Consider the following 13079-nt stretch of genomic DNA (forward strand, 5'->3'; position numbering starts at 1 on the left):
GAATGCCTATTTTACGCCTCAGGCCATTGCATCCCAAAGTGTTCACAGCAACGTAACGTCACCATCCGCCCACGTGGGGTTCGTTGGAGGAAGCCGATTTGCATTAGATAAGGCTCGTACACATCTTCGATGGTATTTGGCTCTTCGCCTATGGTAGCTGCGATGGTATCAAGCCCGACCGGACCTCCGCGAAATTTTTCGATAATCGAGAGTAGTAATCGATGGTCGACGTGATCTAGTCCCAGTCTATCCACTTGAATTCGGTCTAATGCATCTCGGGCGGCATCTCCTGTGATAATCCCATCCCCTTGCACTTGAACGAAGTCACGTACCCGCTTTAGAAGTCGATTCGCAACACGAGGGGTACCACGGGAACGAGTCGCAATCTCGAGGGCTCCTTCTTCCCGAATCCCTACTTGTAATAAATCGGCCGCTCTCATCACAATAAAAGCTAACTCTTCTTGGGTATAGTACTCTAAACGGCTTACTACGCCAAATCGATCCCGAAGAGGGGCAGAAAGAGAACCCGCTCTTGTAGTCGCTCCTACCAAGGTAAAGGGGGGTAGGTCCAACCGAACTGAGTGGGCACTAGGTCCCTTACCAATCATAATATCAAGAGCAAAATCCTCCATGGCTGGATAGAGGACTTCTTCTACAGAACGATTTAATCTATGTATTTCATCAATAAATAAAAAATCATGCGGTTGTAAGTTAGTCAAAATCGCCGCCAGATCCCCCGGACGCTCAATCGCAGGACCTGAAGTCGTGCGAATCTGAGCTCCCATCTCGTTGGCAATAATATGGGAGAGTGTGGTCTTCCCTAGACCTGGTGGACCGTACAACAATACATGATCAAGCGTTTCATTTCGCATCTTTGCTGCTTCTATGTAGATTTTTAGATTCTCTTTGGCCCTGGACTGTCCAATATACTCTCGCAGAGATCGAGGGCGCAGACTAAACTCAACCATCTCATCTTCTTCCATCATCATCTTGCTCGAGATGATCCGTTCTTCCATCCTTCACCCTCCTATCTTTTCACGGATACTTGTAGAGCCAAACGAATCCATTCTCCCGTGGAAAGCTCTTTTTCGGTAGATTCTTTTGCTTTCATCACCGATGATCTAGCTTCCTCTTCATGATAGCCAAGACCCATTAATGCATCCACTACATCTCGCATATGGGGATCCTCGTCCGTTGCACGACGAATCGGTTGCTCCACCATTTGGTCTGGCAACGATAAAGTCAATTGGAATCGACGATCCCAGCCCAGCTTCTGCAATTTATCTTTTAAATCTAACACAATCCGTTGTGCTGTCTTCTTCCCAATCCCCGGTAATGCCGTTAGAAATTTTAAATCCTCTAACTGAATTGCCGACACAATCTGTCTAGGCGTCCCTCCTGCTAAGATCGAAATCCCAGCTTTAGGACCAATTCCAGAAACCTCTAGTAATAAGCGAAATAAATCTCGTTCATCTGTCGTTTGAAAGCCATATAATAACTGGGCATCTTCTCGTACCACTTGATGGGTATAGAGAAAGATCGACTCCTGCTCTTCATAGGAAAATGGATTGGTCACTGTAACTTGATATCCCACTCCACCTACTTCAACGGCTATATAGTCTGCTCCTCGGTACGCCATCGATCCCCGCAAAAAATCAATCATTACGAAATTCCTCCTCGTCCTACTTGAGATATTGACTTGGAAGAATGGGCCTCACAAATTGCGATTGCCAGTGCATCTGCCACATCATCAGGCCTCGGAACCTGAGACAAGCGGAGTAGCATCTTTACCATTTCTTGAACCTGACGTTTCTCTGCCTTCCCATATCCCACAGCTCCCACCTTCACCTGAGAAGGGGTATACTCTGTAATAGGAATTCCTGCCTCTTCCACCGCTAAGATGATAACACCTCTTGCCTGCACTACAAGCAAAGCATTATTCACATTTTTATTAAAAAACAACTTCTCAATCGCTACTACTTCCGGTTGAAAGCGATCCAATAAGATCTTCATCGCATCATACACTTGCTTCATTCGGGTTGGAATGGAGTAATGCGGCTCTGTTTGAATCGCACCATAATCAACAGCTTCCAATCTACCACCTTTTTGGTCAATTACTCCATATCCCACAAGTGCATAGCCTGGGTCGATCCCCATAATCCGCAAAACATTCTCCTCCTAAACCAAGCGAACACACATTCTAGGAATTTTCATTATATCATAACTTCAAGCTAATCTTCATACTCTTCGTAGCGAATATCATCGTTTTGCACTTTATCCTGCTTCTGCTCTACATTTCGATTAAAACGTTGTAAATCCTCTTCTTTCATCGATTGAGCAAACATGTTTAATTCATTACTCAAATCTTTTGTTTGCTTAATGGAGAGAAACGTACCATCCGTTAATTTCACAGCAATTCCCTTTTTCACAGGCACCAATTCTACATGGCCCACATGCTTCTGATTCGTTCGTGACGCTTTTGAGTATTCACGTGTCAACCGTTCACGAAATGGCATAGATCTTTTTTCAATTGATTTTAGGGTTTCAAATAAATCCTGATAATCAAGTTCTTTGCGCTCGTTAAAGCGGATAATACCTAGCTCCGACATCTGTGAAAATAACTCCATAACCGTATCCCGCGAAAACCCTGTTGCCTCTTCAACCTCCACAGCATCATGTAACTGAATACTTGCTTGTAACAAGATCAGTTGTTCATGATTCATGCCCATTATACGGTGATAACGTAACAACATCTCACTCATACCATGCATAGATGTTAGCTCAGCCATTCCTATATTTGTCATGAGAAAACTTCCTTTCACTTAATAAATGATCGTCACCAAGGTCATTTATTCTATACACCCATTTTAATGTAACCGTACGTTCTTAAAAATGGGATTATATGAAAACATATGCAACGTTTCATTTTAAAAGGCATAAAAATAACCAAAAAAGAGGATTGATCTATTTTTTATCATTCAAAAATAGATCAATCCTCTTTTTTGATAAAATCAACATTCCAAACAGCACTCATTTTTTCTTTACTTTCTCATAAGGTGACATCTTCAGTACCTCTTGTAATGGGACAATCTGATACTTTTCACTGTGGAGATACTCAATAATCTGTGGCAATGCTTTAATCGAGCCATCTAGATACGGCTCTCCTCCACCCGAATGCAACAAAATAATAGAACCTGGTTTCACTTTCTTCTTTACCCAGTCAAGGATGCGATCTGCACTCCTACCATCCCAATCTTTTGGATCGACATCCCATTGGATCAATGTATAGTGATGTCGTGAAGCTACACGGCAAATTTTATCGTTGATCCTCCCAAAAGGTGGGCGAACGAAGAGTGGTTTAAAGCCTAGCTCCTCTTGTATGTATTTCTCATTTTTCAAAAGGTCTTTCTCAATTTCGTATTCGGAAACAAGCTGAAAATCACTATGATGCCATGTATGATTTCCTACTGTATGCCCATCTTTCACTATCCTCTTTAACTGTTCCGGATGATGCACCGCACTTTTCCCCATGACAAAAAAAGTAGCTTTCACCTTATATCGTTGTAAAATATCTAACACTTTAGGCGTATATATGCCATCTGGACCATCGTCAAACGTAAGCACTACCTTCCTCTCATCCTTAGGAAGGTCTATCGAATAGTAAACCGGTTGTTTATTGACGCAACCGCGTGTTGAAATATTTGTATCTGTAGACTTTTGGGGATGAAGGCTTTCCTCTGCACGAGTGGTATACATAGTGAAATCAAGTAACAAACTCCACAAAAGACTCATTACAAGGACTCCAAACAAACATCTCCATTTCTTCATCGTACCACTCCTATCCTCATGTAGTATGAGACAGTAAGAGCGATTTCTTACATGAATTCAATAAAAAAGTCATGATATTTTTCTTTTGTTTTCAGTCGCCTCTGAGACATAGCCTGTATCAGATTCATTTATCATCGCATATACTGCTATGCTAGCAAAACATTATCATTCATTTTGAAGAGGAGTTGGAGGAATTGAGCATTGGTGATACAGAGTTGAGCAAAGAAGCTATCAGAAATCTATACTTGGAACTACTAAAAAAAACGATCTTGTTTGAAATTTGGCTAGAGCAAGAAGCAAGGTACCATCATCCCGAAAATCTTGTCTTTGCTCCTACTCAAGCAAATAGAACCTTAGGAATCGAATGGCCTCCCATTGCTCATAGTATGATTGGCAGAATGCGTATGGATAATCTACATCAATGTATGGCCTCAGTGGTAAAAGAAAACATTGAGGGTGACTTCATTGAAACAGGCGTATGGAGAGGTGGATCGTGTATCTTTATGAGTGGCTTCTTAAAAGCCCATGGTATCAAGTCAAGAAAAGTATGGGTTGCTGATTCATTTGAAGGACTCCCACCACCTGATCCCAACTACCCTGTGGATAAAAATACCAATGCTCATTTACTAAATTATCTAAAGGTCTCCTTAGAGGAGGTGCAAGATAACTTTCGGAAATATGATTTATTAAATGACCAAGTTACTTTTTTAAAGGGATGGTTTAAAGATACATTACCTACTGCACCCATTGAAAAAATTGCGATAGCAAGATTGGATGGAGATTTATACGCATCTACTTGGGATGCTTTAACAAGTCTTTACGATAAAATTTCCATAGGCGGATATTTGATCATTGATGACTACAGCTTACATTATTGTAAACAGGCAGTTCACGATTTTCGAAATCAATTTCATATTGAAGAGGCTATTCAAAATATCGATGGAAGTGGTTGCTTCTGGAAAAAATTAAAAGAGAGACAAGTGAAATAAAAAAAATCCTCATCAGGATATCCTGATGAGGATTTTTTTAAAAGATTTTGGGTTTATATCAATCTATATGCTACTGATATGCCTGTATTCCAATCATTTTATCAACTGTCACAAATTCATAGCCTTTACTCTTTAGATCGTGAATCATTTCTGGCAAAGCTTTTACCGTTTCCTTGAGACCTTCATTTCCAGAGCTATGTTGAAGAATGATTCCACCAGGCTTGAACTCTTTATTATAAGCTTCCATAATTTGATCTTTTGATTTATGATCCCAATCTCTCGTATCCACGCTCCACAAAATCAATTTCATGTTTAGCTGTTGCACTTCATTATCAACAATTCCACCTTTATGTGCACCATAAGGAGGACGGAATAAAGTAGGTGTTTTCCCAATTACGTTTTTAATAACGTCATTCGTCTTACTAATTTGTTGACTAACCGTTGCTTGATCTTTTTTTGATAAATCTGGATGGTTCCATGAGTGATTTCCAACAGAATGACCTTCTTGATCTATTCTCTTTACTACATCTGGGTGTGCTTCTACGTTGTTTCCACAGACAAAGAAGGTAGCAGGCACCTTTTCTTTTTTTAATATGTCTAAAACTTGATTCGTAAAATGCGTATCTGGACCATCATCAAATGTAAAGGCAACTTGCTTATGGGAAGATAATCCCTGGCTGATTACAAATTTAGAACGAAGTGTACTCATTTCAGCAAGTAACGCGTCATTTGTCGATAATTTCACTGTTGGTAGTGTTCTATCAGACATGGTTAATAATTTTTCTTGAGTTAGGTCTTTCACTGGTATGAGATTAGATCCCGCTGCTCCTACATAATTCGTACAACCAGTTAAAAGCGCTCCTGCTATTAGGGTGACCCCTATAGAACGGAATATCTTCACCCTCTCACTCCCTTTCAATATCTTCATTCGCTTCTTTCGATCAGCAAATTTAATTTAAATGATAACGTCAATCCTAACATATATCTCTTTTCTTCACAGCATTGATTTCGACAATTTTTTGATAAATATATGCAATGATCATTGACAGAAGCATAGGGAGGTGACAGAATAGAGCTGATTGAATTTTGCCTTAGGGAAAGATTTATGACTGCACTAAATAGATTTGAAGTATAGCATTTTTTATAGGTTAAGCAAACAAATATAATCAAATGAAATGAGGAGCAACTACCATGATTCACAAATTTTTACGTTCTCTACTTATTAGTGCCCTATGCTTGACTTTATTAGTAGGATGTAATCAATCACTTTCACAGTCTGAAAGCAAAAAAATACAAGTAACTACGACGACCGGTATGATCGCCGATATCGTAAAAAATGTGGGAGGAACCCATATCGAAGTATCTGCGCTGATGGGTACTGGAGTAGATCCTCATCTCTATAAAGCTTCACAAGGTGATATTCGGAAGCTGGATCAATCTGATCTTATCTTCTATAACGGACTTCATCTAGAGGGAAAAATGACAGATGTTTTAAGCAAAATTGGTAAAAACAAACCTGTAACAGCTATATCTGATAAGATCGATCGCTCTAAACTTCTTGAAATCAGTAACAATTTACATGATCCACACATCTGGTTTGACGTACAACTATGGATGTCTGCTACCGAAGTGGTTCGTGATACCTTAATCAAACAAGACCCTAAACATAAAGTAGATTATGAGAAACAAGCGACTGACTACTTGGCTAAGCTAAAACAGTTAGATGAAGACGTGAAGAAACAAGTGAACAGCATTCCGAAGGAACAACGCGTACTTGTAACCGCACACGATGCATTTCATTACTTTGGAAAAGCATATGGAATCGAAGTGGTTGGCTTACAGGGGATTAGTACCGCAGCTGAATATGGATTGAAAGATGTTCAAAATATGGTTGATCTCATTTCCACGAGAAAAATCAAAGCGGTATTCGTTGAATCAAGTGTTCCGAAAAAATCGATTGAAGCAGTAGTTGAAGGCTCTAAACAAAAAGGACATGAAGTAAAAATTGGTGGAGAACTCTATTCAGATGCGATGGGACAAGCAGGGACTCCAGAAGGTACTTATATCGGAATGGTGCAAGCCAATGTAACAAAAATAGTGAATTCTTTAAAATAGCATCCAGGAGGAAATACTATGACAAATAAAACTCCGCCGCTTTCGATTGAAAATGTATCAGTCGCCTATCATCGAAAGCCCGTTTTACGCAATATTACCTACCAATCTCCAGAAGGAGAATGTATTGGGATTATCGGACCCAACGGAGCAGGTAAATCAACCTTGATTAAGGCGACTCTTGGACTTCTTCCACTAGCTGGAGGGGAAGTTTCGATCTATGGGAAACCATATTCCCAGCAACGAAAATTAGTAGGTTACGTCCCACAAAGAGAATCGGTGGATTGGGACTTTCCTACCAATGCGCTCGATGTCGTATTGATGGGGTTATATGGGCAACTTGGCTGGTTCCGCAGACCAAAGTCCGAGCATAAAGATCGTGCACTAGAAGCACTACGAAAAGTAGGAATGGAATCATTTGCGAAGCGTCAGATCAGTCAACTATCCGGTGGACAACAACAACGCGTTTTCCTCGCTCGTGCGCTTGCTCAAGAAGCTCAAATCTATTTTATGGACGAACCATTTGTAGGAGTAGACGCGGCAACGGAAAAGGCAATTGTTCAAGTCTTACATGAATTAAAAGAGCAGAACAAAACAGTCTTCGTTGTACATCATGACCTCCAGACCGTCTCGGAGTACTTCGACTCTGTAATGTTGCTCAACCTTCGCCTAATCGCATCCGGTCCTACTCGCGAAGTATTTACAACTGAAAACTTGCAAAAAACATATGGAGGACGCCTCGCCATCCTACCACATACAAACGAGATGCTATCTATCAGATAAGGAGGGCTCACAGGTGTTAGAACTATTTCGTGATGCCAATGCTTTATGGGTTCTTGCTGGAACGACCTTACTTGGGATTAGTAGCGGCGTGTTAGGGAGTTTCGCCTTCTTACGAAAGCGTGGACTGATGGGCGACGTGTTAGCTCATTCTGCACTTCCAGGAATCTGTTTGGCATTTTTGTTTACTGGATCAAAAAATCCGCTTTGGCTCTTGATTGGAGCCACATTCACTGGCCTCTTAGCTTCTCTCTTTCTTAGTTGGATTACCCGATTTTCTAAGATTAAAGAAGATACTGCTTTAGGATTAGTATTATCCACCTTTTTTGGAGTTGGCATCGTCTTGCTAACCCAAATTCAACACAGTGACTTTGGCAACCAAGCTGGATTAGATAAGTTTCTATTTGGTCAATCTGCCTCTTTAGTTGGAACCGATGTGGCTATAATGGGCTCCATTTCTTTCGTTTTAATCCTTCTAGCCTCTATATTCTTTAAAGAGTTAAAGCTCTTATGCTTTGATGCAAACTATGGAAAAAGTCTAGGCTTCCCTATGGTAGGACTTGATTTTTTCCTCATGCTACTCCTCGTAGTCGCCGTTGTAATTGGTCTACAAGCAGCAGGAGTGGTATTGATGGCATCCCTTTTAATCACGCCAGCTTCGACAGCTCGTTATTGGACGGAACGATTGGATCACATGATTATCATCTCTGCCTGCATAGGAGCTCTGTCGGGATTAGTCGGGACCATTCTTAGTTCAGTTGCCACGAAGTTATCAACCGGACCCCTGATTGTCTTAGCAGTCACCCTTTTATTTTTTATCTCGATGTTATGCGCACCGAAAAGAGGCCTGATCGCTAAGTCGTTACGCCTCATTCAGACTAGGGCAAAAGTACGCCAGGAGCAAATCTATGTAGCATGGAATCAGTTAGGAAGTAAAACAATCACTCTGTCTGCACTGTCCCAGCAGTCCCATCTATCTACCACGCAGGTTCATCGCTGGATCAAGCAGAAAAAGCGAACCGGACAGGTTGTAGAAAATTCTCAAGGCACCTTTACTCTATCGGATGCTAGCTGGAAAGAGGCGAGCGACACAGCCTTACTAGGGCTTTACATGGAGATGTGGCATATGTATGAGGATATTGAAACAGACTGCTCAATTCAGGATATCGAACAGTTATCCGATCTACCCGAATCCCTCAGAGTACAGCTACAATCTTATTTACAAAAGCACATCTCTGAAGAAGACCGAGCAAAAGCGTATCATTCAACGAGAAGGGCAGGGATGTAGTTATGAGTAGTGTATGGATTATCTTGACTGGAGCCCTCATCGCTTCTTCCTGTGCGTTCTTAGGATGTTTCTTAATCCTTCGACGGATGGCTATGTTAGGGGATGCCATTAGTCACTCTATCCTTCCCGGAATCGTCATCGCGTTTCTCGTCTCAGGAAGTCGCGACCCTCTGCCCATGTTTATCGGAGCCGCGGTTTTTGGACTTCTTTGTACCATTATCATTCAACTTTTGCGGAATCAGGGTGTGCAGGCAGATGCTGCGATGTCGGTTAGCTTTACAGCACTCTTCGCCATCGGGATCATCTTAATCTCCCTTTTTACGCAACAAGTAGACTTAGATTTGGATTGTGTACTCTATGGTGAGATCGCTTATGTTCCTTATGATACATGGACTTGGAATGGAATCGATATGGGACCTCGAGCGATGTGGGGAGCAGGAGCCGCCTTTTTGCTTAGCCTAATCATGGTGAGATTGTTTTATAAACAGTTTAAACTGACATCCTTTGATCCAGCCTTAGCGATGGCTGTCGGCGTACCCGTAGCGTTTTTCCATTACCTGCTCATGGGACTCGTATCTGTCACAACGGTTGCTTCATTTGAAAGCGTAGGCGCGATCCTAGTGGTGGCGATGCTCATCGTCCCAGCCGCAACAGCCTATCTATTAACAGAACGACTTGGTGTCATGCTCGGACTAAGTGTACTCATCGGTATGATATGTTCGGTATGTGGTTACTTCCTGTCAGTCCTATTAGATGCATCGATTGCTGGATGTATGACGATGGTTGCAGGTGGATTATTCGCACTTGCTTTCCTGTTCTCTCCTCATCAAGGAGTTGTAACCCGTTGGTGGATTCGCAAGAAATTACGTACTCAATTTTAAAAGGTAAAAAACAAAACCCCCCACTACTAACAAGTAATGGGGGGTTTTGTTTTTTATTTATTCCGCGCAAGTTGTTGCTGGCCCAATGCGACGAGTCGCTTGGTCATCTCACCACCTACAGAACCATTGGCTCTGGCGGTGGTGTCAGCCCCTAATTCCACTCCAAATTCCTGTGCGATTGACTGTTTCATCTGCCCTAAGGCAGCAGCCGATCCAGGCACTACGAGTTTGTTGCTTCTTGACATCGCAATCAGCTCCCCTCATAGAACATTGGAATGAGAATCCCTTGCATGTTTTAGAGTAACCGAATCAAGCAATTTTCATTCATTTGACGAAAGCTCTTTAGTCACCTTATCTTGGATCAATTGAATTTGTTCCGCTAAGTACTCCGTTAGGTGAATTCCTTCATTTTCTATGTCTTCTTCATGAACCACAAAGCGAATTTTTCGCTCATTTACGTCTAACATCTCCATAATCGAGCGATAATCCGGTTTTTGGGTTTCGATTCGTAATACAAAATGACCATTTCCAAGGTGTACAAGTGATGCCTCACTCAGCCAATTTTTCATATCATGCTGCGCAAAAAGAAACTCCTGATAAAACGTCCGATCCATCGGATAATCCATACTATTTGGCTCTACAGATGTCACTGAAAAGCCCAAACGACTCATGGATCTCAGCACTTCTTCCACAAAAGGATGGGGAGCTATCTGAATTTCATCATGATCACTCGGATCGATGGAATTTTCGATATCGATCCCTGTTTGCAAGTATACCTGAAAACGATATGGGGAGGCTTTTGGTTTCGCGAACAAAAAGTGGCCTTCATAGGGAAAAGAAATCGGTGTTACGTCTGGCAGAGTAAAAGAAAACGGAATTTCTTTCGTTTCTCTGGGTAATACCGTAATTTTGTCTGCTATTTCATGTGTGTGCCATAAGAAGTCCCGAAATCCACTTACTCCTGCTCCTCGAGCTCTCAGTCGAACTTTCAGCTGAAATAGGATACGATTTATTTCCTGTTTTACGGAGCCACCTTGGATCAAGACTCGACCATGGATGATTTCTCCTTGGCTGTATTCTCCTTTTTCCAAAGTAGTATCAACCTTTATTCCGCCTACGCGTATACTGGCCAGCAATTTCTTTAACAACCCACTAACCTCCTTTTCATCCATTGAAAACACCAGATACTACGTGAAGTTGTATATATACAGAATTCATCCTGACATGTATTCATTCAATTAATTTCATTATACAACCAATTTTACGAGCCTTTTTATCAAAAAAAGAACAAAAAAGGAACAAAGTACTGACGAAACCGTGTCAGCACTCTGTTCCACGTAATCAAGGATGGGATATTTTTGTTAGTGAATTTGAATTTGATATCTAGAGTTACATTTTGTTATCCAATCCTTGCTATTCTGATAGATGCAGCAGGAGTATTCGAAGCTGGTACTACTACACTATATAATCCTGCCGCCCCGCCATTTGCATTTACTAATTCAACAACAGCATTATTCCCTACTTGAATAATGGCTCCACCAACTAGCACAGACCCAGGGGCTGTTATGCCTATGGCTGCTCCTCCTCTAGTTGTATTGATCTCCCCGTTGTTTACTCTTAATCCCATGACGGCTTCAGATACGCCAGTAGGAGTTGCTAGTACAGTAGCATTAAATTCAACCGAATAAGATCCTGCATTCTGTAGAACGATCGTGCCACTAGCCCCGTTATATGTTGCATTAAGAGCTACAGGTGCGCTATTAAAAAGAACAGGAGTTTTCGAAGCTACCGTTTGGTTTGTAGTTCTTGCCACAAATATAAAACCTGGGTCAAATCCTCCAGAAGGTCCAGTAGCTCCCGTGGCTCCTGTCACTCCGTCGATTCCGGTAGCTCCCGTGGCTCCTGTCACTCCGTCGGTTCCGGTAGCTCCCGTGGCTCCTGTCACTCCGTCGGTTCCGGTAGCTCCCGTGGCTCCTGTCACTCCGTCGGTTCCGGTAGCTCCCGTGGCTCCTGTCACTCCATCAGTTCCTGTGGCTCCGGTCGCTCCTGTGGCTCCGTCTGCTCCATCGACTCCAGTGGCTCCCGTTACCCCGGTGGCTCCGTCTGCTCCATCGACTCCCGTTGCTCCAGTTGCACCAGTGGCTCCGTCTGCTCCATCGACTCCCGTTGCTCCGGTTGCACCTGTGGCTCCGTCTGCTCCATCGACTCCCGTTGCTCCGGTCGCTCCTGTGGCTCCGTCTGCTCCATCGACTCCCGTGGCTCCTGTGGCTCCTGTGGCTCCGTCTGCTCCATCTGCTCCGGTCGCTCCTGTGGCTCCGGTAGTCCCAGTAAGACCGAGTTCAGCAACAATTGCTTGAACGATGTCTGCAATGGCTCCAGTCGTTCCAGTGGGCACTTCTAAACTCACATTGGCAGAACCAGGGGTTACCGTAATGTCTAACGTATTGGATATAAAGTTAATTGTATCTCCGAAACCGAGTGGAACAGTTCCGTCAGCTCCTGTATTCCCTTGAACCACGAATAAGGTCCCACCTGTAGCAAAAGACCCTGTCGGTCCTTGAGGTCCTTGTGGTCCAAGAGGTCCTGTGCCCCCTGTAGCTCCAACCGCTCCCACTGATCCTTGCGGTCCCTGAGGTCCCGTGCCCCCTGGAGGTCCAGGAGGTCCTCCCGATGACCCTGTGGTTCCAGGCGGTCCTTGAGGTCCCGTTGGTCCCCTTGTAACATCTGTACCTAACACATTTTCTAACTTCTCGTTTAAAATCCATTCTTTCTTTCCGATCACATTGATCGTATCACGAACACTTGCATTGATCGTAAGTAAGTCCGTAATCGTAGGTTGAAAGCTAGTTGACACTCCAGGGAGAGTTCCTAGAACATATTGGAGTTTTTCTCCCTCGGCATTAATAATGTGACTTAAGCCTAACTCTTCTAATGCAATCGATGACAGCAATAAATTAACTGCATCTTCTCTCGTAATGGAAATATTAGGTGAAATATTAGGTATATTAGCTTGAGACATATTTTCACTCCTTACCCATAATAAACGCTCTCATAATCAATATTCACATTACTTAAAATTAGGAACCCATTCTTACATAATAATTTTCTAAGACGATAGGCTTTTACCTATAACAAATAAATCCAGCTGTTGAAATGAACCATTTTCAACAGCTGGATTTATTTAGTCAAATTATGTTTCAG

14 protein-coding genes are annotated in these 13079 nt (G+C 42.5%); 5 read left to right on the forward strand and 9 right to left on the reverse strand.

Translation table 11 applies throughout. From position 1 onward, the window contains the following. Positions 1-11 precede the first annotated feature (11 nt). The 5 genes from ruvB to J2Z48_RS08330 all read right to left on the reverse strand — a co-directional run bounded on the left by ruvB (position 12) and on the right by J2Z48_RS08330 (position 3828). On the reverse strand, positions 12-1016 hold the full coding sequence (gene ruvB / locus J2Z48_RS08310) for a Holliday junction branch migration DNA helicase RuvB (protein ID WP_307252590.1): 1005 nt from the start codon (positions 1014-1016) through the stop codon (positions 12-14). An 11-nt stretch (positions 1017-1027) separates the two neighbouring features. Further along, entirely contained in the window at positions 1028-1663 is a 636-nt protein-coding gene (gene ruvA / locus J2Z48_RS08315) for a Holliday junction branch migration protein RuvA (RefSeq protein WP_307252592.1), read from the reverse strand. After that, positions 1663-2166 carry a crossover junction endodeoxyribonuclease RuvC gene (ruvC, locus tag J2Z48_RS08320; RefSeq protein ID WP_307252594.1) on the reverse strand — a complete coding sequence of 168 codons (504 nt, stop codon included), beginning with the start codon at positions 2164-2166 and terminating at the stop codon, positions 1663-1665. The genes ruvA and ruvC overlap by 1 nt, the downstream gene beginning before the upstream one ends. Before the next feature lie 65 nt (positions 2167-2231). After that, the gene (locus J2Z48_RS08325) at positions 2232-2804 is read right to left on the reverse strand and encodes a hypothetical protein (protein ID WP_307252595.1); all 573 of its coding nucleotides are present in this window, start codon (positions 2802-2804) and stop codon (positions 2232-2234) included. Between the two features lie 226 nt (positions 2805-3030). Next, positions 3031-3828 carry a polysaccharide deacetylase family protein gene (locus J2Z48_RS08330; RefSeq protein WP_307252598.1) on the reverse strand — a complete coding sequence of 266 codons (798 nt, stop codon included), beginning with the start codon at positions 3826-3828 and terminating at the stop codon, positions 3031-3033. Positions 3829-4043: 215 nt separating this feature from the next. Between J2Z48_RS08330 and J2Z48_RS08335 the strand changes: the two genes are divergently transcribed. Beyond that, entirely contained in the window at positions 4044-4817 is a 774-nt protein-coding gene (locus tag J2Z48_RS08335) for a TylF/MycF family methyltransferase (protein ID WP_307252690.1), read from the forward strand. Between the two features lie 70 nt (positions 4818-4887). Here J2Z48_RS08335 and J2Z48_RS08340 read toward each other — a convergent pair whose 3' ends face one another. Beyond that, complete coding sequence (locus tag J2Z48_RS08340; RefSeq protein WP_307252600.1) at positions 4888-5718, reverse strand: polysaccharide deacetylase family protein; 831 nt, start codon at positions 5716-5718, stop codon at positions 4888-4890. A gap of 290 nt (positions 5719-6008) precedes the next feature. Here J2Z48_RS08340 and J2Z48_RS08345 point away from each other — a divergent pair, with 290 nt between their 5' ends. The 4 genes from J2Z48_RS08345 to J2Z48_RS08360 are packed head-to-tail and all read left to right on the forward strand — an operon-like array spanning position 6009 to position 9878. Next, complete coding sequence (locus J2Z48_RS08345; RefSeq protein WP_307252602.1) at positions 6009-6932, forward strand: metal ABC transporter solute-binding protein, Zn/Mn family; 924 nt, start codon at positions 6009-6011, stop codon at positions 6930-6932. A gap of 18 nt (positions 6933-6950) precedes the next feature. After that, positions 6951-7712 (forward strand): metal ABC transporter ATP-binding protein, encoded by a 762-nt coding sequence (locus J2Z48_RS08350; RefSeq protein WP_307252604.1) that lies wholly within the window; start codon positions 6951-6953, stop codon positions 7710-7712. Between the two features lie 13 nt (positions 7713-7725). After that, positions 7726-8997 carry a metal ABC transporter permease gene (locus tag J2Z48_RS08355; protein WP_307252607.1) on the forward strand — a complete coding sequence of 424 codons (1272 nt, stop codon included), beginning with the start codon at positions 7726-7728 and terminating at the stop codon, positions 8995-8997. Positions 8998-8999: 2 nt separating this feature from the next. Then, positions 9000-9878 (forward strand): metal ABC transporter permease, encoded by an 879-nt coding sequence (locus J2Z48_RS08360; RefSeq protein WP_307252609.1) that lies wholly within the window; start codon positions 9000-9002, stop codon positions 9876-9878. Between the two features lie 53 nt (positions 9879-9931). Here the strand turns inward: J2Z48_RS08360 and J2Z48_RS08365 are convergent, their stop codons facing one another. The 3 genes from J2Z48_RS08365 to J2Z48_RS08375 all read right to left on the reverse strand — a co-directional run bounded on the left by J2Z48_RS08365 (position 9932) and on the right by J2Z48_RS08375 (position 12897). Continuing rightward, positions 9932-10123 (reverse strand): alpha/beta-type small acid-soluble spore protein, encoded by a 192-nt coding sequence (locus J2Z48_RS08365; protein ID WP_307252611.1) that lies wholly within the window; start codon positions 10121-10123, stop codon positions 9932-9934. A gap of 75 nt (positions 10124-10198) precedes the next feature. After that, positions 10199-11026 (reverse strand): sporulation protein, encoded by an 828-nt coding sequence (locus tag J2Z48_RS08370; RefSeq protein WP_307252614.1) that lies wholly within the window; start codon positions 11024-11026, stop codon positions 10199-10201. A 251-nt stretch (positions 11027-11277) separates the two neighbouring features. Next, on the reverse strand, positions 11278-12897 hold the full coding sequence (locus tag J2Z48_RS08375; RefSeq protein WP_307252616.1) for an alpha-helical endospore appendage domain-containing protein: 1620 nt from the start codon (positions 12895-12897) through the stop codon (positions 11278-11280). Positions 12898-13079: the final 182 nt, after the last annotated feature.

Source organism: Croceifilum oryzae (assembly GCF_030814315.1).
Classification (GTDB): Bacteria; Bacillota; Bacilli; order Thermoactinomycetales; family Thermoactinomycetaceae; genus Baia; species Baia oryzae.